The organism is Aneurinibacillus terranovensis DSM 18919 (assembly GCF_000430625.1).
Classification (GTDB): Bacteria; Bacillota; Bacilli; order Aneurinibacillales; family Aneurinibacillaceae; genus Aneurinibacillus_B; species Aneurinibacillus_B terranovensis.
Genome location: NZ_AUMJ01000015.1, coordinates 1 through 23,241, shown reverse-complemented (window position 1 = coordinate 23,241; position 23,241 = coordinate 1). Strand labels below are relative to the sequence as shown.

Sequence of the window (23,241 nt, the reverse complement as noted above, 5' to 3'; positions counted from 1 at the left end):
TGGTCGGTTTCTATTTTTTTGCTTTTTTTCCGCTACCCAGTGCTTCTCTGGAGCTTGGAGGTGCTTTTAGGCCCGACTGTCTCCATCATTGAGATACCCGGATGTTTCGGTCCGCCTCCAAGCGGAAGAGGAGCACGGACGGTTTGCGCATCCCAACTTAAGTTTTACACTCGGCTGCATTCATGCGTGGTAAAAGAAAAAAGGGGGCTGACCCAAAAGCCTCTTATAGAAATTCCAAGACCCACTTTAGCAGTAAAAATCGCATCAAAAATAATGAGCCCGTACCACTTTTATCGTGATTACGGGCTATTTTTTGGGATTTAATTATTTGGGACTTCCCTCGTCGTTTCCACCATTTTCCTTTCCATGCTTTATCTTGTTCCAGATTTCTTTCCAGGCTTCGTCTTTCCCTGCGCCGGTTTCGGAAGAAAAGATCAAAAGCGAGTCTTCTTTCTCCATCTGCAGGGTTGTCCGTACATCTTTCAGGTGTTTGGGCCATCTGCCTTTCGAAACCTTGTCCGCTTTTGTCGCGATCACAATGACGGGAATCCGGTAGTGTTTTAAAAATTGGTACATCGCCTGGTCATCTTTGGTAGGAAGGTGACGAATATCAACAACCTGAATCACCGCCTTGAGCTGCTCCCGGGTTTTCAGGTACTCTTCCATCATCTGGCCCCATTTTTCTTTCTCCGTTTTTGAAACTTTGGCGTAGCCGTAACCAGGCAAGTCGACAAAAAACATTTCATTATTAATTAAATAATAGTTCAGAGTCTGGGTTTTACCAGGTTTAGAGGATGTGCGGGCCAGATTTTTACGGTTTATCATTTTGTTGATAAATGATGATTTACCTACGTTCGACCGTCCGGCCAGGGCAATTTCCGGAAGGTCGCCCGGCGGATACTGCCTGGGTGAAACGGCGCTAATCACAAATTCGGCTTGATTAACCTTCATCGGGATACCGCCTTTACCAAGGCCACCTTCAATACTTGATCAAGGTGCTCAACCGGGATAAATGTCAGGTCTTCCCGAACACTTTCCGGAATATCATCAATATCTTTTTCATTGTCGCGTGGAATAATAATTGTCTTTAATCCGGCCCGGTGAGCGGCTAGAGCCTTTTCCTTCAAGCCGCCGATCGGCAGCACCCGGCCCCGCAGGGTAATTTCTCCCGTCATGCCAACTTCCCGGGAAACAGGGATGCCGCTTAGAGCGGAGACAAGTGCGGTGGCCATCGTAATCCCCGCGGACGGCCCATCCTTCGGGATGGCCCCTTCCGGAACATGAATATGGATATCGTTTTTTTCATAAAATTCCGGATCGATATTGAACTCTTTCGCGAGGGAGCGAATATAACTAAACGCAGCCTGGGCAGATTCCTTCATCACATCGCCGAGCTGACCCGTTAGCGTAAGTTTCCCTTTACCAGGAAGAACGGATACTTCAATATTGAGTGTATCTCCTCCCGCTTCCGTCCACGCAAGGCCTGTCACCGCGCCAACCTGATCTTCCGTTTCAGCCACGCCGTAGCGAAACTTAGGCCCACCGAGCATATCTTCGACGGTATTCGGGGTAACAACGACTTTTTTCTTCTCACCGGACACAATCATCCGGGCTGCTTTCCGGCAAATGGTCTCCATCATCCGGTTCAGGTTGCGCACGCCCGCTTCCCGGGTATACTGGCGGATCACTTTCATAAGCGCCTTTTCCTGCACGCGAAGCTTATCTTTATCGAGACCATGCTCTTCCAATTGTTTAGGCAGCAGGTATCCCTGGCAAATTTTAAGTTTTTCAATTTCTGTATAGCCGGGAATATACAGCATTTCCATCCGGTCTAACAGTGGCCGGGGAATCGTATGAACCGCGTTGGCTGTTGTAATAAACATAACGGATGATAAATCATACGGTTCTTCAATATAGTGATCGCTAAAAGTGTCATTTTGGTTCGGATCCAGCACTTCGAGTAAGGCTGCTCCCGGGTCCCCCCTAAAATCGTTGGACATCTTATCGATTTCGTCCAACAGGAACACAGGGTTTAACGTGCCGGCCGTCTTCATTCCCTGGATGATCCGGCCCGGCATCGCACCCACATAGGTGCGGCGATGTCCGCGGATTTCAGCTTCATCCCTGACTCCACCCAGTGAAATGCGGACGAATTTCCGGTTTAACGCACGCGCAACAGAACGAGCGAGTGACGTTTTTCCAACTCCCGGGGGTCCAACAAGGCAAAGGATGGGGCCCTTTGACTTGTTAACGAGTTTCTGTACGGCCAGATATTCAAGCACGCGTTCTTTGGCTTTTTCAAGCCCGTAATGGTCTTCATCCAACACGCGTTCCGCATTTCTGATATCAAGATTGTCCTCGGTTCGCTTCGTCCACGGCAGTCCAAGCAGCCAATCAATATACGTACGGATGACACTGCCTTCCGCACTCGTTGTCGGCATTTTCTCAAGTCGTTCAATTTCCCGTTCCACTTTGTCAACGATATTCCTGGGTGCTCCCGACTCATCGAGTTTCTTGCGCAACTCTTCTACTTCTCCGACGCGGCCCTCTTTATCCCCAAGCTCCTTCTGGATCGCTTTCATCTGTTCACGCAGATAATACTCCTTCTGCGTTTTCTCCATCTGCTTTTTTACACGCTGTCCGATTTTTCGTTCCAGATCGAGCACCTCTCGCTCGTTATTCAAAATTGCAAGCAGCTTTTCCAGACGTTCCCGAACGGGAATCGTCTCCAAAATCTCCTGTTTATCTCGTATCTTGAGCGGGAGGTGAGAGGTAATAATGTCCGCAAGTCTTCCGGGTTCCGTTATATCAGATACGGAGGCAAGCGTCTCCGGTACAATTTTTTTTGACAGGTTTATATACTGTTCAAAATTAGCCAGCACGGTTCGCATCAGCGCTTCAATCTCAGTGCCGGAGTCTTCCTTATCATCTAGAAAGGAAATCTGTACTTCGAAGTATTCCTCTTCCTGTAAATATTGCTCGATTCTTGCCCGACAAATTCCTTCCACCAGCACACGAATCGTCCCATTGGGCAGCTTCAACATCTGCTTCACTTTGGCCACGGTACCTACGTTAAAAATCTGTTCTTTATCTGGTTCCTCAATGTGCACTTCTTCCTGTGTAGACAGAAGAATGAGGTTATCATCCACCATTGCTTTTTCCAACGCCTTGACCGACTTTTGCCGGCCGACATCAAGATGCAAGACCATGCTCGGGAAAACGAGCAATCCTCGCAATGGAAGAAGAGGGATTTGTCTCTCTTTTTCAGTTGTTCCCATCTGTTCTACCTCCAGTCCCCTGTAGCCATGATGAAATGTTACCAGTACAAGGTTTTTCTGCATTTCATTTTAACGTAACCAGTCCTTCTTGTCTAATCCCGAAATCCGTCAAATATGCCTTTATGCTTGAATGGAGGACGGAGAAGGATTCAGGATTTCAGTGGCCTTGCGAAGAGTTTGTTCCAGCGGGACTATTTCAGGCTTGGTAATGATCGCTTGCTCCAGCACTTCGTCTAATTTCTCCACCGCGATGACCTCGATCCCTTCCATCCCTTGAAAAATTTCCTGCCAGTTGTCCTTCGGGATAAGGACTTTTTTCACGCCGGCACGTCTGGCTGCTTCCACTTTGGCCACGACACCGCCGATCGGCTTGACGTTCCCATATAAACCAATCTCCCCGGTCATCGCCACATAGTTATCGATCGGCTCCTCCATAATGGCTGAAAAAATAGCCGTAGCGATAGCGATTCCGGCTGACGGTCCGTCGACTGGCGCACCGCCGGGAAAGTTAATGTGGATTTCGTAATCAGCCGTCGGAACACCTTTCATCCGCAGAACAGTCAAAACATTATCCAACGAACTACGGGCCATCGATTTGCGGCGAAGCGTCCGGCCGCGTCCCCCCATTTCTTCTTCCTCTACAACGCCGCTTATCATCACCTGCCCGGTTCCCGGTTGCACCGCTCTCGCTGCTGTTACTTCAATCTCCAGCAGCGCACCCAAATTCGGGCCGTATACGGCTAGGCCATTAACAAGACCTACAAACGATTCACCCGATACTTTTTTATCCGGACGAGGAGACTTCTGACTGCTGTTCACAACCCATTCGACATCCGACTTCGTTATCGTATTGCGGTCTTCTGTAATTGCCAGCCCCGCTGCAATCTGAACCATATTCACCGCTTCCCGCCCATTGGCGGCGTACCTGGTTAAAAATTCAATCGCCCCTTCTGCGGCAGACATATTCATTTTTTCAACAGCGTTCTTTATTATCGAAGCAATTTCATCCGGTGTAAGGGACCGAAAAAATATTTCCAGACAGCGGGAGCGAAGGGCCGGCGGCAGCTCATCCGGCGTCCGTGTAGTCGCACCAACCAAACGGAAATCAGCAGGCAGCCCATTTTGAAAAATATCGTGAATATGTTTAGGGATCTGCGGGTTTTCCTCGTTATAATACGCGCTCTCCAAAAATACTTTTCGATCTTCCAATACTTTAAGCAGCTTATTCAACTGAATCGGATGTAATTCACCGATTTCGTCAATAAACAGCAGTCCCCCGTGTGCTTTTGTCACAGCTCCGGGTTTAGGCTGGGGAATTCCGGCCTGTCCCATCGCACCGGCCCCTTGATAAATAGGATCATGAACCGAGCCTATTAATGGGTCGGCAATTCCCCGTTCATCAAAGCGGGCAGTCGTTGCATCCAATTCGGTAAATAATGCATCCTGTTTAAATGGGGAAGTGGGATTCTTTTTCGCTTCTTCTAAAATAACTCGCGCCGCCGCCGTTTTCCCTACTCCCGGCGGCCCATATATAATCACGTGCTGAGGATTGGGACCACACAGCGCAGCGCGGAGGGCACGGATGCCATCTTCCTGTCCAACGAGATCGGCAAGAGATGACGGGCGCGTTTTTTCAGAGAGAGGCTCAGTAAGTGAAACGGAACGAAGCTTTTTTAATTGCTCCATTTCTTTTCGCGATTCACGGTCCACCGTCGTTCGGCTGGATCGTTGATTCTTAAGTAGATTCCAGAAGTATAATCCAATGACCACCGCAAAAAACACCTGAATCAACGTTAAGATAAATGTCCAATTCATATGTACCCTCCTAAAAATAGAGAAATGCGAAGCGGGCACCTCTATGTCTCTTTTCTAGGAGTATTATTGCCTTTGAAGCCGGGAACTAAACTAAGAAAAACAGAGCAAGAAAAACGCGCGGTTTTCTTCCTCCATTTTTCTTGCTAAGTTGAAACGCAACAAAAGAGAGGCTGTAATAACAACCTCTCTTAGCAAAGTGTCTTATGCACTTTCCGGTTTACTTACATCAATTAGTTTGCCCTGTTCCGTGTATAATTCAGGATCCGATTTTCTTTTTACGGTTTCATCCGTAATTACACATCTTACGATATCGTCACGTGACGGAAGTTCGAACATGATGTCGAGCATAATCCCTTCAATGATCGAGCGAAGTCCACGGGCACCGGTGTTGCGTTTAATCGCTTCTTTGGCGATTTCCTTTAATGCGCCTTCCGCAAACACAAGTTCGGCATTATCCATTTCAAGCAGTTTCTGGTACTGTTTTACCAGCGCATTCTTTGGCTCTGTCAGAATTCGTACGAGCGCTTCTTCATCGAGAGGTTCGAGTGTGGTAATGACAGGGAGCCGGCCGACAAATTCAGGAATCAAACCGAATTTAAGCAAATCTTCCGGCAGCACCTTTTGCAAATATTCCCCGGCTTTCAGGTCACGGGTTGTTGCATCCATATCGGAACCGAAACCAATTACCTTCTTGCCTATCCGGCGCTTAATAATAGATTCAATCCCGTCAAACGCTCCTCCGACAATGAAGAGAATGTTGGATGTGTCGATTTGTATAAACTCCTGATGCGGGTGTTTGCGTCCGCCCTGCGGAGGTACACTGGCTACTGTGCCTTCGAGAATTTTAAGCAAAGCCTGCTGAACCCCTTCACCGGAAACATCCCGCGTGATAGAAGGGTTCTCCGATTTCCGCGCCACTTTGTCAATTTCGTCGATGTAAATAATTCCACGTTCGGCCTTTTCCACATCATAATCGGCCGCCTGGATCAGTTTAAGAAGAATGTTTTCCACGTCTTCCCCTACATATCCTGCTTCTGTGAGGGACGTAGCATCGGCGATCGCAAACGGCACGTTTAAAATACGGGCTAACGTTTGAGCAAGCAGGGTTTTCCCGCTGCCGGTAGGACCGAGCATAAGAATGTTGCTCTTTGCAAGCTCAACGTCATCGATTTTTGCACCGGTATTAATTCGCTTATAATGGTTGTAAACGGCAACAGAAAGTGATTTCTTCGCCGCATCCTGGCCGATGACATAATCATCAAGGAAATTGCGGATTTCACTTGGCTTCGGAATCTCTTTTAAATCAATCTCTTCTTCAGTTCCGAGCTCCTCTTCCACGATTTCGGTACAAAGCTCAATACATTCATCACAAATATATACACCCGGTCCGGCCACGAGCTTGCGTACCTGGTCCTGAGATTTTCCACAGAAAGAACATTTCAACTGACCTTTTTCATCATTGAACTTAAACATGAATTCACCCCTTACTTTTCATCATTACGAGTAATGACGGCGTCAATTAATCCGTATTCTTTCGCTTCAAGGGCACCCATAAAATTGTCACGATCCGTATCGCGTTCAATCCGTTCCATAGGCTGCCCTGTACGCTCGGAATAAATTCGGTTCAATTTCTCCTTTGTCTTAATAATCCATTCAGCGTGAATTTTAATATCCGCTGCTTGCCCTCTTACCCCGCCTAGGGGCTGATGAATCATCACTTCACTGTGTGGAAGAGCATACCGCTTGCCTTTCGCTCCCGCCATCAACAGGAAGGAGCCCATACTTGCAGCCATGCCAATACAGATGGTTGAAACGTCCGGTTTAATAAACTGCATAGTGTCATAAATCGCCAACCCGGCCGTTACTGAACCTCCGGGAGAGTTTATGTATAAGTTTATGTCCTTATCTGGATCCTCTGCTGCTAGAAAAAGAAGTTGAGCTACGACCGCATTTGCCACATGATCATCGATTTCCGAACCAAGCATGATAATGCGATCCTTCAATAAACGGGAATAAATATCATAAGCGCGTTCTCCCCGACTTGTCGTCTCTACAACATAAGGTATGACAGTCATTCATACTCCTCCTTTCACAACACGTTTGAAAAACAAGGCACGAATCGTCCTTCGTGCCTTGCCATTCTTATTTCATTCCTGACTATTTGCTGCTTTCAACAAGCAGGTCAATCGTTTTGCGAATACGAATGTCATTTTCCAAGCTTTCCAGATTACCCTGTGTCTCAAATATGCGGCGAAGTTCGTCTACCGGACGATTGTATTGTTCGGCAAGTTTATTTAACTCTTCATTAACGTCTTCATCCGTTACTTCGATATTTGCATCCTTGCCAACCGCTTCAAGTGTCAGTGTTGTGCGAACGCGTTTTTCAGCGTCGGCATGGAACTGCTCACGAAGCTTCTCTTCATCCAATCCGGTAAATTGATAATACAGGTCAAGATTCATGCCTTGATACTGCAGGCGCTGGGCAAAATCATCAACCATATGGTTAACTTCATGTTCAATCATAACTTCCGGAATGTCAATAGTTGCATTGGCAGCTACCTGCTCAATCAGCGCTTCTTTTTTATAGTTATCGGCATCGATAACCGCTTTCTCTTCCAGCTTATTCTTAATGTCGGCTTTCAATTCATCAAGCGTATCAAATTCACTCACATCTTTAGCGAATTCATCATCCAGCTCCGGCAGGTTTTTACGTTTAATTTCGTTGACTTTTACCTTAAATACAGCAGGTTTGCCAGCGAGCTCCGCTGCGTGGTACTCCTCCGGGAACGTGACTTCGACATCTTTTTCATCGCCCTTCTTAAGGCCGACGAGCTGGTCTTCAAATCCGGGAATAAATGTACCGGAACCGATTTCTAATTGATAGTTGTCCGCTTGTCCGCCTTCAAAAGGTTCATTATCCACGTAGCCATCAAAGTCAATGATCGCGTAGTCGCCTTTCTCAATGGCGCCATCTTCTACTACAACAAGCTCAGCATTGCGTTCCTGCATCGTTTTTAATTCTTGCTCAACAGATTCGTCGGTTACGGCAAAATCTTTCGGCTCAACGGTTAATCCTTTGTAATCACCGAGCTTTACTTCAGGCTTAACGGTTACCGTAGCTTTAAATACAAGAGGTTGTCCTTTTTCCATCGTTTCTACATCTACTTCCGGACGGTCAACCGGGTCAATGCCCGTTTCTTCAACAGCCTCAGAGTAAGCTTTCGGAAGAAGGATATCAAGCGCATCCTGGTAAAGAGACTCAATGCCAAAGCGTGCTTCAAAAATCTTACGGGGCACCTTTCCTTTGCGGAATCCCGGAATATTTACTTTCTTTACAACTTTGGTGAATGCTCGGTCAATCGCTTCATTCACCTGGGTTTCTTCCACCTCAACGGTAAGAACACCCTGATTATTTTCTAACTTTTCCCAAGTAGCTTTCATTTTATGCTTTCCCCTCCTAAAAATTTAACGACCCTGAGGATGGATTTCCTGCTTCGTTGATTTCGTACGCCTACTTTCTCCACAGGCTTAATTTCCCGTTCATCCGACGGTACAAGTGATCGCTTATGTAAAACTTGTAGCTTTATATAAAGAAAACTTGGCTAGCGCAAAGCCGCAGGCGCCGGTCATAGCCTTAGTTGCCCTTATTCAGCACGGGGCTGCCGAAAGTACCTTTATAGCTATAGCCATTATATTATATCATAACCAAACTCCATTTCAACTCACCAAAAAAATGAAAATTCCCCCTGTAAGAAAAGGTTACGAATCAATCTCCAGCACTTGGTTGAGGCTGCGGTAATTACGGCTGACGCTTGAAAGAGGGACCTGGTAGAGGGCCGCTACCCGCTTCTGCGTCAGGTCCATATGAAGGAGCCGGGCTGTTGCGTAGTGCAGGGCCGCCGCCCACGATGCCGTATTGCGAACGGCGGGATGAAGCGGAAAAATCGCAAACAGATATTCCATCCAGAGCTGAAGGGCAAAGGGGAGAAAGGAAACATCGCCATTGTCCACGACGCGCCCGATAATTTCCATCACCCGCCGTTCCTCATCCGGAATTTCCTGGTCATGCAGGGGAACATCTTCTATGTTTGCCTCAAACAACTGATTATACTTATGTATAAAAACACGGCCACCCTCACCCATCTCTTTCAGTGCCCGCACGGCAAATGTTTTAAGAATTGGGTCCGGGTAGACAAGAAGTAAATATTCTTTTAAAACAGAAACGGTTTCCGGCGTGTGTATGTATTTCAATTGTTCGATGGAACGAAGCTGCTCTTCAAAGGTGCCACCGTCCAGTTTTTCATAGAGTTCCGACGGGTAGTCCGGATTATCCGCTATGCGCTGGATTACAGTATCTCTTGAAAGATTGGCATCGTGGTCCTCTTCGGATTGACGAAGCAAATCACAAGCGGCTTTAATTTCCAGCAAATCCTCGGTCACGATTATGCCGTCATGATTTTGGGCTTCGTTTAAAAGCCGGCTAATGCCGTCAAAATCTTCGAGCCGTATTAAACAGGATAAGTACAAGCGAAGCACCGAAGAACGATCCCCAATCTCCTCTTCCCACATCTTCATCGCCACATCCCTTGCTTCTTCATAGCAATCGGATTCATACCGCGTCAAAGCCATGTCAAAAAGTGCGACGGGATGTTCAGGTTCGAACTGGAGAATATTGGACAACCAGGCTATCGCTTCATCAAACCGTTTTTCTTCTCTGGCCACAAACGCTTGCTCCAGGTAAAAGTCGACAACAGTCGGGAGCAAAACGACATTACTCCCGCGATTTTTCATCATAATCCACCCCCTTATGCGGATAGGGCCCGCACTGAATAAACTCCGCCAAGCCGCTGCTGCTTCTCCCCCGTCTCAGAATAAAAGACTACCGTCATCTCCACTGTTTCGCCGTTTTTTTCTTCCGGACATTCTTCCGGCCATTCAATGAGGGCGTATGTAGGTACCGGATAACGGCGGGGCAGCAGCAGACTGCCCGGATTTACATAGAGAATTCCGTTTTCCTGTACGCAGGCCGGCACGTGCGTATGGCCGAATAACACAAGGCTGGCGTTTGCTTCAAGCGCACGGTATTTTAGCCGCATGACCGTTTCTTTCACACGATACAAATGTCCGTGCGTCTGGAAAATACGAATGGAACCAATATCCGTAATGTTCTCATCCGGGACTTGGGAATCGATATCGCAATTTCCCCGTACATAGGAAAAGTCCGAAAAGCTTTTGCGTGAATAGCAAAAATCACCACAGTGAAAGACATAGTCAGGCCGGTGACGCTGCAAAATACCCGGAAGATGTTCGGTGCTCCCATGCGTATCACTTACCACCAGAATTTTCATATGCAACGCCCTCGTAGTATGCTTTCCAGTTTGCGGATCGCTTTCCCGCGATGGCTGATTTTATTTTTTTCTTTCGCGGACAGCTCAGCCATTGTTTTTCCGAATTCAGGAAGGAAAAAGTACGGGTCATAGCCAAAGCCGCCTTCCCCTGAAGGAAACAGAACTATTTCGCCTTCACACTCCCCGCGCACCACCATCGTTTTCTCACCAGGAGCCGCCAGGGCAAGCACAGCAACAAACTTTGCGTGGCGCTGCCCTGGCGGTAAGTCGCGTACAAGAGAAATAAGTTTTTTGTTGTTTGCCTCGTCATTCGCATTCTGCCCGGCAAAGCGGGCAGAGTATACGCCCGGCATTCCATTTAACGCGTCCACTTCCAGTCCGGAATCATCCGCCAACGCTGCCTGGCCTGTTGCTGCACATATAGTTTCTGCTTTTTTTATCGCGTTTGCTTCAAACGTATCCCCGTCCTCCTCTACTTCGGGAAGCCCGGGATAATGTTCAACGGTTTGAATACTCGCGGCATAGCCGGCCAGCATTTGCTCGAATTCACGAATTTTCCCTTTATTTCGTGTGGCCAGCACGATTGTTTCCCAGGGAAATGAGCGATTATCCATTCCTTTCATCCCCTTCTTTTTGCCGGGGAAGTAATGCCGCTGTGCTGCCAAGCGCTGCCTTTTGAAAACCGATTAATTGTTCGATACCTTTCTTTCCAAGTTCGAGCAATCCCTGCAGTTCGTTCGCGCTAAACGGTGATTCTTCCCCCGTTCCCTGCAGTTCGACAAAACTCCCGGAACCGGTCATCACGATATTCATGTCTACCTGGGCGTGGGAATCTTCCTCGTAACAAAGGTCAAGGCATACCTCTCCATCAATAATCCCGACACTTGTCGCCGCCAAAAAATCCGTGACCGGCAGTTGGGCAATTTGTTTGTTATTTACTAACTTCGCCATAGCGGAAACCATCGCCACATAGGCTCCGGTTATCGAGGCAGTGCGAGTCCCCCCGTCCGCTTGAATAACATCGCAATCAAGCCAGATCGTGCGCTCGCCAAGGCCATTCAAGTTCACGATTGAACGAAGGGCGCGGCCAATTAGCCGTTGAATTTCCATCGTTCTACCGCTAACTTTTCCTCTGCTCGATTCCCGTACGTTTCGTGTAGCTGTCGCCCGGGGGAGCATGGAATATTCCGCTGTTACCCAGCCTTTCCCTTGGCCTCGCATAAATGGAGGGACTTTTTCTTCAACAGTAGCCGTGCATATCACTTTCGTATCTCCAACCTCGATCAGCAGAGAGCCTTCCGCGTGCTTTATGTAATCCATCGTAAAACGAACCGGTCTTAATTCATTGTTTCCCCGATGATCTATTCGCATCGTATACATTCCCTCCAATTGCATAGTACTGGCTTATTATAGCACAATCCATCCATAAAAATGTAAATCGTGCGGCACAGGAATAGAAAAGAAAAAGAGGTGGAAACACACCTCTTAACACCTCTTCAAAAACGCCCTTGGGGCTCATCATTCAATAAAGTTTACTATTAATCGTAGAGGGACGTGAAACGGGTTTCGAATAGTCCACCTTGCCTGTCTTAACCGTGCTCTTTCCGTCCACCATAATTTGAACTTTCTTCGCATTCGTATTCTCCGTCAGGGAAAGAACGATTTCCTCAAGGGCATCCGGATTTGCCTGCTTATCACTGTACGAAAGAATCTTATTATCAAGGTTTGCAACAATGACGCCGTTATTCTCTTTCACGTTTAACACGTTGACTGTGGGAAGAATGGAAGAAAAAAGCGGTGAACCCTGCGTCGGACCGTGAACTAACTCTTTCAAAACCACATCCGCCTTATTGGACTGGTCATCAGGAACAAGTCTTGTAACAGGAACAAAATACGTGCCTTTATCCCCTAACTGTCCTTGGAAGTATAAAGTGACCGGCATTGTATGCCCTATCTTCACATTGGAAGCCATCTCCAGGTTAATGCCATTCTTACGGCTCAAATGGGAAATGGGAGTTCCTTTCACCGGCATGACATCCTGCGGGTATCCGTTGATTTGAATGTTTACTTCTTTAATGGAATCAAATTCGGTAAGGGCCCAGGTAACAGCATCGATGATTTTCTGTTCGTTTTCCGGCTTATACTTTTTGAATTCAGGTGAGAAATCGACGGTCGCAACCCCATTTTTGATATTTAAACTTTTTACTTTAGTTCCCGGCGGAAGCACAGCATGGAATCCGGTTGGAAGCATTTTTTCTCCCTCGCTTCCCTGCACCATGCAGGTAAGCACTTCCTTCGCAACCCCTGTTTTTTTCGGAAGTTCAACTTCCCAAGGAACGACGTATCCGTCCGGATCTACCGCATATATTTTGCTTACAATGGTGCTTGCTGCAGCACTCTCTTTTGCTCCGGTGACAGAAGACGGATCGGTAAACGTATCGGTTACGGGCTGGCCATCCGTTGTTACCTTTTCACTGCCAGCCGGTTGTGAAGTCAACGGAGGAGGGTCAATTTGGTTGCTTGAAACATCCTTGGGGCCATACATGCTGCATCCACTCAAAAATAAAAGACCCATTAGTGCGCTGGCAAACGTTATTTTTCGAGACATGGCTTTTCCTCCTAGGCTCTATTTTTTACTACTATGTATACGAGCCTATTGCGGAATTATACATGTTTTGTCCAAATCCTTATTCATTCAATGCAACTTGTACCGCTCCCACTTTGATACCGAGCCATTCTTCCGCGATCGAGGCAAACAGTGCGCGATCCCCACTCGTGTAAAAATGGTGGGTTGTATGAATGACGTCTCCGCCATTCGCCAGCATCTGCCGGTATGAAAGCACCGCACTCAATTCACGGGCCGCCTCTTCAGCTGAACTGATTAAACGAACATCCGGGCCTACCGCCTCCTGAATGAAGTGGGCAATTAACGGATAATGCGTACACCCGAGGATGAGCGTGTCAAAGCGCTGCTTCAGGAGCGGCAGCAGCGCTTCTCTTACGATTTCCATGCCTTCCGGGTCATGGAGCTGTCCGCTTTCCACCAGCGGAACGAGCGAGGGGCACGCCAAGCTTGTGACCTCAATCTTCGGATTTAACTTTTTTAGCGCCTTCTCATAAGCGCCGCTTCGAATCGTCCCCTGTGTCCCGATCACCGCGATTTGCCCGGATTTTGTTTCCTTAATCGCTGTTCTTGCGCCCGGCTCTATAACCCCGACAACAGGAATGTCAAGTTTTGCGGTTACCTCCGCGAGAACAACAGCGGCTGCCGTATTACAGCCAATGACAAGCGCCTTTATATTTTCTTTCAGTAAAAAATCAATCATTTGCAAGGAAAATGTCCGGACTTCTTCAGATGGACGAGGTCCGTACGGACAGCGCGCCGTATCGCCGAAATAAACAATATCCTCCCTTGGCAGCTGCCGCAGCACCTCCTTTGCAACCGTTAATCCACCTACACCCGAATCAATAATCCCTATTCCCTGTTTCATTACTTCGCTTCCTTTTATATTGTGTAATTGTGCAATGGACCTTCCTTAATGAAGGCGTGGCTTTTTAATCCTGATGCCAGCCAATTCCTCTTCACACCTTTATGATTTTGAGCGTTTCTCGCACGAATTGCAAGATGCTATTTTTCTATTGTATTCAACATGGAGCACGAGGCATCGAAATCCGTTTCTTTTTGCACAGTTTTTTCCTTGCAAGGAAGCGCGGGCTGTCCGTATCCTCTTCCATGTAGGAACGGCACCGAAATATCGTAAGGTTGGTGAATGGAATGGTTCGTTTTTAGCAGTTTGCATACTCACCCCTCCCGTAGGTTGATAATCATCTTTACCCGTGTTTTTTCATGTATAAACTGTGATAAAATAGACAAAAAAAGACTTGACGCCGTACCAGACCACGTTACAGTAACTAGCTTCAAACTGCACTTATGAAATAAGAACCTTTATGTTACCATTGAAGGTAAAATGGATAAATGTGTAGATTGAGATGCACTCACGCTTATGAAACTCCCCAACCGTTTGTTTATGACTATAAAGCTATGACGCTTAACACAAGGAATCAAGGGCTTAGACTTGCTCTATCGATAACAGGGAAACACATCATTGATAAGTAAAGAGGAGGCAAGGTTAGAAATGAGGATCCCCATACTGAAACTCGGAAATTATTTATTGGTTTCTATCCAGGTAGAACTTGATGATAAGACAGCCGTACAATTCCAACAGGATTTATTGAACATGATTCACAAAACCGGTTCCAAAGGTGTTGTAATTGATTTGACATCTGTTCAAATGATTGACAGCTATATCGCGAGAGTTCTCGGTGATGTTGTGAAAATGGCTGAATTACTTGGCAGCCAGGTCATATTTACAGGAATACAACCAGCCGTGGGCATTACTTTAATTGATCTGGGAATTGGGTTTCAAAATGTAAAAACCGCCATGAACCTGGAACAAGGATTGGAAAAACTGAAGCAGCTACTGGAGGGATAAAGGTGGACAACAACCCTAACATTACCGTTACTAACGAATGGGATATCGTTGTTGCCCGACAAACGGGGCGAGACCTCGCCAAATCCCTTGGATTCGGAGAAGTAGATCAAGCTCGGATAACGACTGCCATATCCGAATTGGCTCGTAATATTTACTTGTATGCAAAAACTGGTAAAATCGAGCTAAGGAAAGCCAGTGAAGGTGATAAAGTTGGCATTCAAATTATTTCACGGGACAACGGGCCCGGCATTAAAGATGTGATGAAGGCATTGGAAGACGGCTATTCTACTTCTGGTGGCCTGGGCGCAGGACTTCCTGGTGTAAAGCGTTTAATGGACGAGTTCACCATTGAAACAAGTGAAGGAAAAGGCACGATGATTTCTGCCACGAAGTGGAAAGTTCTTTAGGAGGGCACCATATTGAAGCTTGTGATAGAGTACTACGAGCAAATTATGCTGCATTTTTTACAAAACCCGGTAGAGCATCAACTCTATGCCGGGCAGCAGCTCAGCAAAAAATTAATCGAAAAAGATGTTACCCCGGAGGAAATTCTCTCTATTCATTTTAGCGCCATGAAACAACACGGGTTTACGCTTTCTTCCGATTGGGAAAAGTCCTTTCAGTTTCTGATGGAGATTATGGTTTCCTTCGGCATGGCCTACCAGGAACGCCAGAGCCTGCGCTTGAAAAAGAAGCAATTGGAAAGTGAAATTAAGATGGCTACATCCATGCAAAAGAATTTATACCCGCATGACTTTGACCACAGCTTCCATGATCTCGATATTGGATTTATTAGTACGCCGGCTCGCGAAATGTCCGGCGACTTTTACTATTTTGTGCATCACGCAGATCATAAACTAGGTATCCTCATAGCCGATATAGTAGGGAAAGGAATTCCTGCCGCCCTCTGTATGTCTATGATTAAGTACGCGATTGATACGCTCGAAAATGATGCAAAACCCGTTCATTTAATTCTCGATCATATAAATAGACTCATCATTAAAAATGCCGACCCGAGTCTTTTCGTAACGATGTTCTATGCGATTTACGATCCTGCTACTTCTATTTTTTCCTATTCTTCCGCTGGCCATGAACCGGCTCTCTATTTTAATAAACGTTTAGGATCCTATACGGATTTAAATACAAAAGGCCTCATTCTTGGTGTCGATTCTTCCATGGTTTACAGCGAGGAGCAAATCCAGCTTTCATCCGGTGATTTCCTCGTTCTGTATACAGACGGTGTAACTGAGCAAAAGGACTCCCATCTACCGGATGACAACTCTATCATTCGGGAAGCTCTCGCCACCATTGATGAAATTCTGCCTGTTCAGGACATTGTCCAACAGATGTACCAATATATTATTGATAAAAAAGATTACCGGTTAGATGATGACCATACCATCGTAATGGTCCGTAAAAAGTAGAAAGACGTAAATGCTGATAGTAAGTAGTAAAAGTCATAATCAGGGTTTCATTGTTTCTTCCGGGGGGTAAAGTATAATACTTGTCAAATAACAAAATAACTAAAAAATAAACCCAATAATTTAGAGGTGAAAGACATGAATCAGTTGCCCTTTGCAGTAGAAGTTGTAGAAAACGACAACGGGATTTGCTTGTATATCACCGGAGATTTGGATTTAGCGACTGCCCCTCAGCTACGGGAGGCCCTGTTTCCTTTAGCGGAAAAAGAAAAGAAAGCAATCAAAGTTAATTTAAAAGATTTGCATTACATGGACAGCACGGGTCTGGGAGTATTTATTGCCACTCTTAAGCTGCGTAAAAGCATTAACGGTGAATTATTACTTGAAGACGTACCTGAAAAAATCCAGCGTATTTTTCAAATATCCGGAGTGGACCAATATCTTACTATCGTTTAATTTTTTTCACAGGGGGGATCGTCATGCCCAACACGCATGATTCTATAAAATTAATTGTTCCGGCTCGCGCCGATTATATAGGAGTGATTCGTCTTACTGTATCCGGGCTCGCTCATCAAATGGGCTTTTCTTATAACGATATTGAAGATATTAAAGTAGCGGTTGCGGAAGCTTGCAACAACGTTGTCCGTCATGCCTATCAACAGGCAGACGGTGAAATTACAATTGATATCAATGTACAGATGGACCAACTGGAAGTGGTGGTATGTGATAAAGGTCCTTCTTTTGACGTGGATAAAATAGAAAATAAGGCTTCTTCTTTGCATGGAAAGAATTTGGATGAAGTTGACATTGGCGGTTTAGGTATTTATTTGATGAAGACGCTAATGGATGAAGTCAAATATGATTCAAGCCAAGGGGGGGTAAAGGTTACACTTCTTAAATCTTTAATCAGGGATGAGGTGAACCAAGGTGAGCCAGACGTCCGCCAACAAATCAATCAGTATTGATATCACGGAATATATCCGGACGTACCAGGAGACAAAGTCGAATGATATCCTAGAAAATATTCTTGAAAATTACCAGGACGCTGTTAAGAAACTTGCCTCTAAAATGGCCCGCGATTTTCATCTGGTCGATGATCTGTACCAGGTTGGCATGCTAGCTTTACTTGGTGCGATTGAAAAGTTTGATATGGATGTCAGCCATAATTTTAATGCCTATGCCGTTTCCACGATTGTAGGCAAAATGAAGCACTATCTCCGTGATAAAACATGGAGCATTCGCGTACCCCGCACCATTAAGGAAATGGGCTACCGCCTGCAAAAGACGATAGATCAATTAACCACTGAACTTCAACGTTCTCCCCGCATTAGTGAGATTGCGCAAAGGTTAGAAATCAGCGAGGAAAAAGCGTTGGAGATTATGGAAATTAAAGGAAATATTCATGCGCTTTCTCTCGATACGTCGATGAAGGGCGAAAGCCAGGAACAGGATTCCCATACATTGATGGATGTAATTCAGGATCACGACCCCGGCTATGCGGATATCGACCGAAAAATGGATCTGTCTGAGCTTTTTAATGAATTGGACGAGCAGCAGCGTACGGTTATTCATTATGTATATTACGAAGAGTGGTCCCAACGGCAAATCGGTGAAAAACTTGGCATTTCACAAATGCAGGTTTCGCGGATTTTACGGAAAACATTACAGCAGATGAGAGACGCTTATAAAAAAATTTCGGAGTGAATTCCATGAAGGTAGAAAAGAAACCCGCTATATTTGAGTTTAGTGTCCACCATACTTCTAAAACACCCGATGCCCCATCCGGTGATTGTTATTTCATCAAACAATATGAAAACCATATGATATTATGTATTGCGGACGGACTCGGAAGCGGTAAGGAAGCACTGGTTTCCGCAGAAAAAACCATTAAAGCAATTGAAAGTCACTACACGATGGATTCACCTCTGGATCTACTACGAGTTGGGAACAATACCATGTTAGGTGCACGCGGCGCTGTAGCTGGCATCGCACGTATCGAATGGGAAACGGAATGTGTTATCTTTGCAGGAATCGGCAATATTACATGTCTTTCTATTACACCAGAACGAAAAAAACAATACTTACTCTCTGTACCGGGTTTTTTAAACGGGCGGCCTTTTCAATCTATTGAGCGGCGGCTTTCTTACCACCAGGGAGATACGATTCTTATGTATTCGGACGGTATACAGCTGCCGGATGAATGGGAATATATTGTAGCAAAACCGACGTCTACAGACAGAATTCTCAAAGAATTGGTAGATAAAATGGTCCCCATCCATGATGACGCCACCCTTATTGTCGGAAGATGGAAGAATTGAAGGAGACAAGCGGATGTCAAGTCTCTTTTTTTGCGTGTATTTTTTTGTGTATACAGTATTTTATGTACACACAAAGCTAGACACCCTTAACGGAAAAAACCACCCCATAATGTAGAGGTGGGATAGCTGGTTCACAAAACACCTAAATTTTTATTTCACCTAATCGAACCAGTTCAACAACTGCTTGCGATCGACCCTTCACACCAAGCTTTTGCATGACGTTCGTGATGTGTTTTGAAACACATTGAACCTAAAACAATCTACAACCATCTTATCGTCTCATGAATATACTGCATGTTTTCGTGGAACCCCCAACCGATTCCTTCCGTTTTTTCAACGACAGCAGCGATTCTTTCTTCGAACTCCTCAAATAAATCGTATCCATCCTCTTCATTCACCATTTCAATGACCGAGGCAAACATCTTCAAAATACTTTCATAAAACCGAGCATCAATATCACCATACGCATTGGTAAACTCCACACCCATTTCAACGTAAAAGAGCTTTAATTCCAGCGTATGTTTTGGGCTTTGGGTGATCTTTTCAAACTCATCAATTGCCTTTTTTGCATCTGCTAACCTCAGTTTTCCGAACCCTCGGTCTGGAAAGAACTCATCCTTCACCTTTTTCTCATAGACAGGAAACAATGCCTCTATCGCTTCCTCACCTAATAACCGAATGGTTAGAAATTGCTCGGTTTGCTTGCTCAACTTAAAGGTATCAACCAGCAATTGAATAAGATCTTGCTGTGAAAGGGATTGCAGTTGTTTTTTCAGCTTCGCCGTTGTTAGCTTAATGGGTTTCTTTGTTTTTTCAACTTCCTTCGGCTCTTTTGGATTTAGTTGCTTTTCCTTTTGCAGAAGCTGTTCATTTACTCCTTCAAGGTCCAAAAGTTCGGGATCAAACCCTTTTTTCAACCAGGCAATCGTATCTTTATATTCAGGATGTGATTTCGTTGCTAAAATATCCAGAATTCTTTGATACCCCATGATACCACCGCAATCCTCTGGCGGACAATGCCGTTCACCTTCCAGACATACAGGATACTGCTTCTCAGGCTGGTCAGGCAAGATTTTTTCCAGGGTTAATTCATGTCTCCAATCATCGCCGAAGTCGTAGACATAAAGTACCTGCTGCCCTTCTTTGGTGATATGATCAACTATTTTTTCCCTTCGTGCATTTAGCTCTGGTTTGTTTCCTGGTGGAAATGTCGGATCTGGACGGGTAATCGTGAAAGACCCAAAATCAAACATATAGAGATGATACTCTTCCCACCCCATGACAATCTGTAGCGTCTTATGCAATTGGTGAAAAGTAATTGAGCCATTCACTTGGAATCTTCTCCAAATTGTCGGGTGTATATCTTTTAATGCCACTTTAAATTGATAAATCATCCGTTCAACTCCTTGCTGAAAAGTAGACTTATTCATAATCCTAACCTTATTATAGCTGATAGGAATAAGTGAACATAACAAAATATGATATTCCCCTTTAAACAAACCATACGGAGATAGTAACAGGTTCGTTTCGAAAGTGGGAGACACTACTTTGTGCCTCCCGCAATTGCTTTGTCTTCAATTCCATTATCGTTTAACTCATCCAACTGTATTCCAAAAGTGGTCACAACATGAATCTGCCTATCCCGATCCACTTCAATTCTTGCGACCAGCTTTTTGAGAGTTAGGTGTATTTCATCAAAATTGTCATAATCTAAATCCAAAAGTTCGTCCAGGGAATCCATTACATCTTCATATAACTGAGTTAAATCTACCTTCTTTTGAAGTTCCTGCTTTAAATGATTAACCCGATTTTCCCAACCTTGAATTTCTTGTTCGTAGTGCCTCTTCTCAAACTCATACTGTTCCTGATCATTGATCGCACCCCGCATCTTCTCTTTCCGCAATTCAAGGATACACTTACGATTTTCGTCAATGTTTTTTTCTAACCGTTTAATCTCTAAATCAATATCATAAGTGTTTATCTGTATGTTATCTTTGAACCGTTCCAGCAATTGTTCAGCTGAAGTAATGCTTCGTAATCGGTTGGACAATTCCTCGAGCAGGTCGTCTCGAAACGAGTAGTAAGGAAGCCAAAAATCATTTGAGCATCCAGCGTCCCCCTGCCTTCTTCGCTTAGAACAGATCAGATAACGATATTCTCTGCCGTCAGTCGAATTCTTGCCATTTTTACTTTTCATACTGACCATTGACGAACCACAATGTTTACATTTAATAAAACTTGCGAATACGTTGATTCGGTTCCTTATTCCTCCACGCTGACCACCGCCGCGTTCTAAACGAATCTCTTGAGCTTTTTTAAACGTTTCTTCATCAATAATCGCTTGGTGGGTTTGAAGTTCATGCGCTCTCTGCCACTCTGATGGATCCTTTTGTATTTGCTTTTTCGTTCTTTCCGTTGTATCGTTTACATTGGTAAATACTTTTACCGATTCATATTTACCAAACGCATTTCTTCCTATATATACTTCATTCTGCAAGATCCTCTGAATACTTGTAATCCCCCACTTTCCTTTCTTCGGTGAAGGTATACCCTCATGATTCAGATAATCAACAATCGCTTTTTCACCCATTTTATTTGCCGTGTAAAGCTGAAAAATCTTCTGTACAATATGTTTTGTCTCTTCATCGGGGATAAGCACTTTTCTGTCGTTTATCAATTGCTTTTTATAGCCAAAAGGAGGAATACTTCCAGTAAAATTTCCTTTAAGTGCGGATTGCCTTTTCCCCCGGCGGGAACTGTAGCTAATCTGTTCGCTTAATTTTTGGTTGACCGCAGATATGATCGTAAATTTTAGTTCATCTAAATCTTTTTTAGAATCATAACCTTCATCAATGGATATTAACCTTATCCCTAGTGCATCGACTAATTTTCGTTTTAAATTCAACGCATCCCCAGTATCACGTGCGAAACGTGAAAGTGAGGCAAAGATCACAATATCGAAAGCCCCGTTTTGTGCATCCTTCATTAACTTTTGGATTGCTGGGCGGTCAGTAATCGTCGTACCTGTGTCACGGTCTTCATAAATCAAATTCTCATCAACTTCTAAATTTTCTTGTTTAGTACGATCTCGACACACTCCAACTTGATGTTCTGGACTGTCTTTTTGGCTTAATTTTGTCGTACTGACACGTACATAGATGGCTGTGCGATTTTTATCTACAGATTGGGTTGAAATATTTCGTCTCATTGTTTGTTCCTCCTCTTTAAGAAAAGCAAATCCCTTTGGCATTGAACTGACCAAAGGGACTGCAGACCATCTCTTTTTTTATGTTAAGCGGATAACGAACTGTTACCGCATTTCAATGTGATTGTTATTGGAATGAATAATATTAGTGCGGATTTAATTACCGTTAGGTTAAACTGCACGTCCCAAAACGGATGTTTTTTTACACGAGGATTACTGCTGTTAAAATCGTCCATATTTTTATGGACTACTTGCCTTGCCAGATCATTCACAATTTCATGTAAATTTCTTTGTCCAAAGTGAAAATTGATTGTATATGGTTTTCCATTTTTATCCCAACGCATATCGCATACCCCTCTCGTCTTGGTGGTTATTTATTTTTATGACAACTCTAAGTTGTACCATTACTTAAAATAATTGTTATTCCTTCATTTATTGAAATCAGTCGATGAATTATACACATGAAACCAATCAAATCAAAATATTATTCTAATGACCTAAAACAGGTAAAGGTTATTTTACTTCCATTCTTGTAAAGTGCAATCCCATAGTTTAAAGAACTCTTCTTCCTCTATCACCGCTTGATAGATCGGCAGTAAAAACTTTGTAATTTTTAACATCACTTCATGAAAGTCAAGAGTGTCGGCAATTCCAATTCGGCGTAAAAAGGCTTTCCATTGTCGTACTCTCGCCTCATCTTTGGCAAATGCTTCAGAGAAAACAGGATGTTCTCTTTCAACCTGGGTTCCTCTACGCTGAAAGGTTTCAAATACTGCCTCCATTAGTACACGCCCGTCAAAATTCTCAGTGGTCAACAGTGTATAAATATCGTAGAAATCTTTCATTCTACTATTGACAACAGACAGGGTAATCATTGCTTCAAATTTCTCTGAAATCACGGATTCCGTTGAATATGCCTGAATATTTGGTGACTCCATATTTAACAGAACTGGATAATCGATAACCTGTGGCTTCGGAACAATCACATCCCCAAACCCGATATCAAGTTGAAGTACCTTCCTCATCTTCCCTAACAATGAGGGGATTTTTATGCGAACTCCTTCGTAATCGGCATCCTCTTTGATTCTCTCTGCCGTTATGCCAGTAGAGTCGAAATGCACGCCGTCTTCTTCAATTGGTAAATTGCATATTTTTTCAAAAGTCTCCTTGATATACTCGATATCATTAGCAATTTGACGGGCTAAGAAATCAATGTCTTTCGTTGGTCTTGCCTTAAACTGTGTCAAGGAAAATAGAAAAAGACCGCCTTTCAGGACAAATTTGTCCCTATATTCCGAAATGGATAACCGATATAAGAAACGTGTAACCGTCAAGTACCTTTGAGCAGATTTCGCTAAATAAG

General features: G+C 44.6%; 22 protein-coding genes and 1 pseudogene. 7 read left to right on the top strand and 16 right to left on the bottom strand.

Translation table 11 applies throughout. From position 1 onward, the window contains the following. Positions 1-324 precede the first annotated feature (324 nt). The 12 genes from yihA to racE form a co-directional block, all read right to left on the bottom strand. Positions 325-951 carry a ribosome biogenesis GTP-binding protein YihA/YsxC gene (gene yihA / locus H525_RS22495; protein WP_051330740.1) on the bottom strand — a complete coding sequence of 209 codons (627 nt, stop codon included), beginning with the start codon at positions 949-951 and terminating at the stop codon, positions 325-327. Further along, entirely contained in the window at positions 948-3,278 is a 2,331-nt protein-coding gene (lon, locus tag H525_RS0102310) for an endopeptidase La (RefSeq protein WP_027414856.1), read from the bottom strand. The genes yihA and lon overlap by 4 nt, the downstream gene beginning before the upstream one ends. Before the next feature lie 120 nt (positions 3,279-3,398). Next, entirely contained in the window at positions 3,399-5,093 is a 1,695-nt protein-coding gene (gene lonB / locus H525_RS0102305) for an ATP-dependent protease LonB (RefSeq protein WP_027414855.1), read from the bottom strand. Positions 5,094-5,294: 201 nt separating this feature from the next. Then, positions 5,295-6,566 carry an ATP-dependent protease ATP-binding subunit ClpX gene (gene clpX / locus H525_RS0102300; RefSeq protein ID WP_027414854.1) on the bottom strand — a complete coding sequence of 424 codons (1,272 nt, stop codon included), beginning with the start codon at positions 6,564-6,566 and terminating at the stop codon, positions 5,295-5,297. 11 nt (positions 6,567-6,577) lie between these two features. Continuing rightward, on the bottom strand, positions 6,578-7,168 hold the full coding sequence (clpP, locus tag H525_RS0102295) for an ATP-dependent Clp endopeptidase proteolytic subunit ClpP (RefSeq protein WP_027414853.1): 591 nt from the start codon (positions 7,166-7,168) through the stop codon (positions 6,578-6,580). Between the two features lie 82 nt (positions 7,169-7,250). Next, positions 7,251-8,534 carry a trigger factor gene (gene tig / locus H525_RS0102290; RefSeq protein WP_027414852.1) on the bottom strand — a complete coding sequence of 428 codons (1,284 nt, stop codon included), beginning with the start codon at positions 8,532-8,534 and terminating at the stop codon, positions 7,251-7,253. Positions 8,535-8,852: 318 nt separating this feature from the next. Further along, the gene (locus H525_RS0102285; protein ID WP_027414851.1) at positions 8,853-9,887 is read right to left on the bottom strand and encodes a tetratricopeptide repeat protein; all 1,035 of its coding nucleotides are present in this window, start codon (positions 9,885-9,887) and stop codon (positions 8,853-8,855) included. Between the two features lie 11 nt (positions 9,888-9,898). After that, positions 9,899-10,441 carry a metallophosphoesterase gene (locus H525_RS0102280; RefSeq protein WP_027414850.1) on the bottom strand — a complete coding sequence of 181 codons (543 nt, stop codon included), beginning with the start codon at positions 10,439-10,441 and terminating at the stop codon, positions 9,899-9,901. Then, complete coding sequence (locus H525_RS0102275; protein ID WP_027414849.1) at positions 10,438-11,055, bottom strand: XTP/dITP diphosphatase; 618 nt, start codon at positions 11,053-11,055, stop codon at positions 10,438-10,440. The genes H525_RS0102280 and H525_RS0102275 overlap by 4 nt, the downstream gene beginning before the upstream one ends. After that, complete coding sequence (gene rph / locus H525_RS0102270) at positions 11,048-11,812, bottom strand: ribonuclease PH (RefSeq protein ID WP_027414848.1); 765 nt, start codon at positions 11,810-11,812, stop codon at positions 11,048-11,050. Before rph ends, H525_RS0102275 begins: the two co-directional genes overlap by 8 nt. A gap of 151 nt (positions 11,813-11,963) precedes the next feature. Beyond that, entirely contained in the window at positions 11,964-13,049 is a 1,086-nt protein-coding gene (locus H525_RS0102265; RefSeq protein ID WP_035099683.1) for a GerMN domain-containing protein, read from the bottom strand. 79 nt (positions 13,050-13,128) lie between these two features. Further along, positions 13,129-13,932 carry a glutamate racemase gene (racE, locus tag H525_RS0102260; RefSeq protein WP_027414846.1) on the bottom strand — a complete coding sequence of 268 codons (804 nt, stop codon included), beginning with the start codon at positions 13,930-13,932 and terminating at the stop codon, positions 13,129-13,131. A gap of 645 nt (positions 13,933-14,577) precedes the next feature. Here racE and H525_RS0102255 point away from each other — a divergent pair. The 7 genes from H525_RS0102255 to H525_RS0102225 all read left to right on the top strand — a co-directional run bounded on the left by H525_RS0102255 (position 14,578) and on the right by H525_RS0102225 (position 18,673). Continuing rightward, positions 14,578-14,934, top strand: coding sequence for an STAS domain-containing protein (locus H525_RS0102255; RefSeq protein WP_027414845.1), 357 nt, complete (start codon positions 14,578-14,580; stop codon positions 14,932-14,934). Between the two features lie 2 nt (positions 14,935-14,936). Next, positions 14,937-15,341 (top strand): anti-sigma regulatory factor, encoded by a 405-nt coding sequence (locus H525_RS0102250; RefSeq protein WP_027414844.1) that lies wholly within the window; start codon positions 14,937-14,939, stop codon positions 15,339-15,341. A 21-nt stretch (positions 15,342-15,362) separates the two neighbouring features. Beyond that, complete coding sequence (locus H525_RS0102245) at positions 15,363-16,358, top strand: PP2C family protein-serine/threonine phosphatase (RefSeq protein WP_245590385.1); 996 nt, start codon at positions 15,363-15,365, stop codon at positions 16,356-16,358. Positions 16,359-16,493: 135 nt separating this feature from the next. Further along, the gene (locus tag H525_RS0102240; RefSeq protein WP_027414842.1) at positions 16,494-16,811 is read left to right on the top strand and encodes an STAS domain-containing protein; all 318 of its coding nucleotides are present in this window, start codon (positions 16,494-16,496) and stop codon (positions 16,809-16,811) included. Between the two features lie 23 nt (positions 16,812-16,834). Then, positions 16,835-17,320 (top strand): anti-sigma B factor RsbW, encoded by a 486-nt coding sequence (gene rsbW / locus H525_RS0102235; protein ID WP_027414841.1) that lies wholly within the window; start codon positions 16,835-16,837, stop codon positions 17,318-17,320. Next, entirely contained in the window at positions 17,283-18,059 is a 777-nt protein-coding gene (locus H525_RS0102230) for a sigma-70 family RNA polymerase sigma factor (RefSeq protein WP_027414840.1), read from the top strand. Before rsbW ends, H525_RS0102230 begins: the two co-directional genes overlap by 38 nt. 5 nt (positions 18,060-18,064) lie before the next feature. Beyond that, the gene (locus H525_RS0102225) at positions 18,065-18,673 is read left to right on the top strand and encodes a SpoIIE family protein phosphatase (RefSeq protein ID WP_027414839.1); all 609 of its coding nucleotides are present in this window, start codon (positions 18,065-18,067) and stop codon (positions 18,671-18,673) included. Positions 18,674-18,815: 142 nt separating this feature from the next. Here the strand turns inward: H525_RS0102225 and H525_RS25965 are convergent. From H525_RS25965 to H525_RS22485, 4 genes and pseudogenes are all read right to left on the bottom strand, one after another. Next, positions 18,816-18,914, bottom strand: a pseudogene (locus H525_RS25965) (LuxR C-terminal-related transcriptional regulator); the annotation flags it as partial. A gap of 19 nt (positions 18,915-18,933) precedes the next feature. Next, positions 18,934-20,067: a DUF6155 family protein gene (locus H525_RS0102220; RefSeq protein WP_027414838.1), complete on the bottom strand. Its 1,134-nt coding sequence runs from the start codon at positions 20,065-20,067 to the stop codon at positions 18,934-18,936. A 149-nt stretch (positions 20,068-20,216) separates the two neighbouring features. Next, positions 20,217-21,881: a recombinase family protein gene (locus tag H525_RS22490; protein WP_051330739.1), complete on the bottom strand. Its 1,665-nt coding sequence runs from the start codon at positions 21,879-21,881 to the stop codon at positions 20,217-20,219. A gap of 515 nt (positions 21,882-22,396) precedes the next feature. Then, on the bottom strand, positions 22,397-23,241 hold an 845-nt coding region (locus tag H525_RS22485; protein ID WP_051330738.1), incomplete at its 5' end, for a nucleotidyl transferase AbiEii/AbiGii toxin family protein.

Coding starts and splice junctions, on each gene's coding strand:
- lonB (WP_027414855.1), bottom strand. CDS start 5,093: ATGAATTGGACATTTATCTTAACGTTGATTCAGGTGTTTTTTGCGGTG.
- H525_RS0102240 (WP_027414842.1), top strand. CDS start 16,494: ATGAATCAGTTGCCCTTTGCAGTAGAAGTTGTAGAAAACGACAACGGG.
- rsbW (WP_027414841.1), top strand. CDS start 16,835: ATGCCCAACACGCATGATTCTATAAAATTAATTGTTCCGGCTCGCGCC.
- yihA (WP_051330740.1), bottom strand. CDS start 951: ATGAAGGTTAATCAAGCCGAATTTGTGATTAGCGCCGTTTCACCCAGG.
- H525_RS0102255 (WP_027414845.1), top strand. CDS start 14,578: ATGAGGATCCCCATACTGAAACTCGGAAATTATTTATTGGTTTCTATC.
- clpP (WP_027414853.1), bottom strand. CDS start 7,168: ATGACTGTCATACCTTATGTTGTAGAGACGACAAGTCGGGGAGAACGC.
- H525_RS0102220 (WP_027414838.1), bottom strand. CDS start 20,067: ATGATTTATCAATTTAAAGTGGCATTAAAAGATATACACCCGACAATT.
- H525_RS0102285 (WP_027414851.1), bottom strand. CDS start 9,887: ATGATGAAAAATCGCGGGAGTAATGTCGTTTTGCTCCCGACTGTTGTC.
- rph (WP_027414848.1), bottom strand. CDS start 11,812: ATGCGAATAGATCATCGGGGAAACAATGAATTAAGACCGGTTCGTTTT.
- H525_RS0102225 (WP_027414839.1), top strand. CDS start 18,065: ATGAAGGTAGAAAAGAAACCCGCTATATTTGAGTTTAGTGTCCACCAT.
- lon (WP_027414856.1), bottom strand. CDS start 3,278: ATGGGAACAACTGAAAAAGAGAGACAAATCCCTCTTCTTCCATTGCGA.
- racE (WP_027414846.1), bottom strand. CDS start 13,932: ATGAAACAGGGAATAGGGATTATTGATTCGGGTGTAGGTGGATTAACG.
- clpX (WP_027414854.1), bottom strand. CDS start 6,566: ATGTTTAAGTTCAATGATGAAAAAGGTCAGTTGAAATGTTCTTTCTGT.
- H525_RS0102265 (WP_035099683.1), bottom strand. CDS start 13,049: ATGTCTCGAAAAATAACGTTTGCCAGCGCACTAATGGGTCTTTTATTT.
- H525_RS22490 (WP_051330739.1), bottom strand. CDS start 21,881: ATGAGACGAAATATTTCAACCCAATCTGTAGATAAAAATCGCACAGCC.
- tig (WP_027414852.1), bottom strand. CDS start 8,534: ATGAAAGCTACTTGGGAAAAGTTAGAAAATAATCAGGGTGTTCTTACC.
- H525_RS0102275 (WP_027414849.1), bottom strand. CDS start 11,055: ATGGATAATCGCTCATTTCCCTGGGAAACAATCGTGCTGGCCACACGA.
- H525_RS0102280 (WP_027414850.1), bottom strand. CDS start 10,441: ATGAAAATTCTGGTGGTAAGTGATACGCATGGGAGCACCGAACATCTT.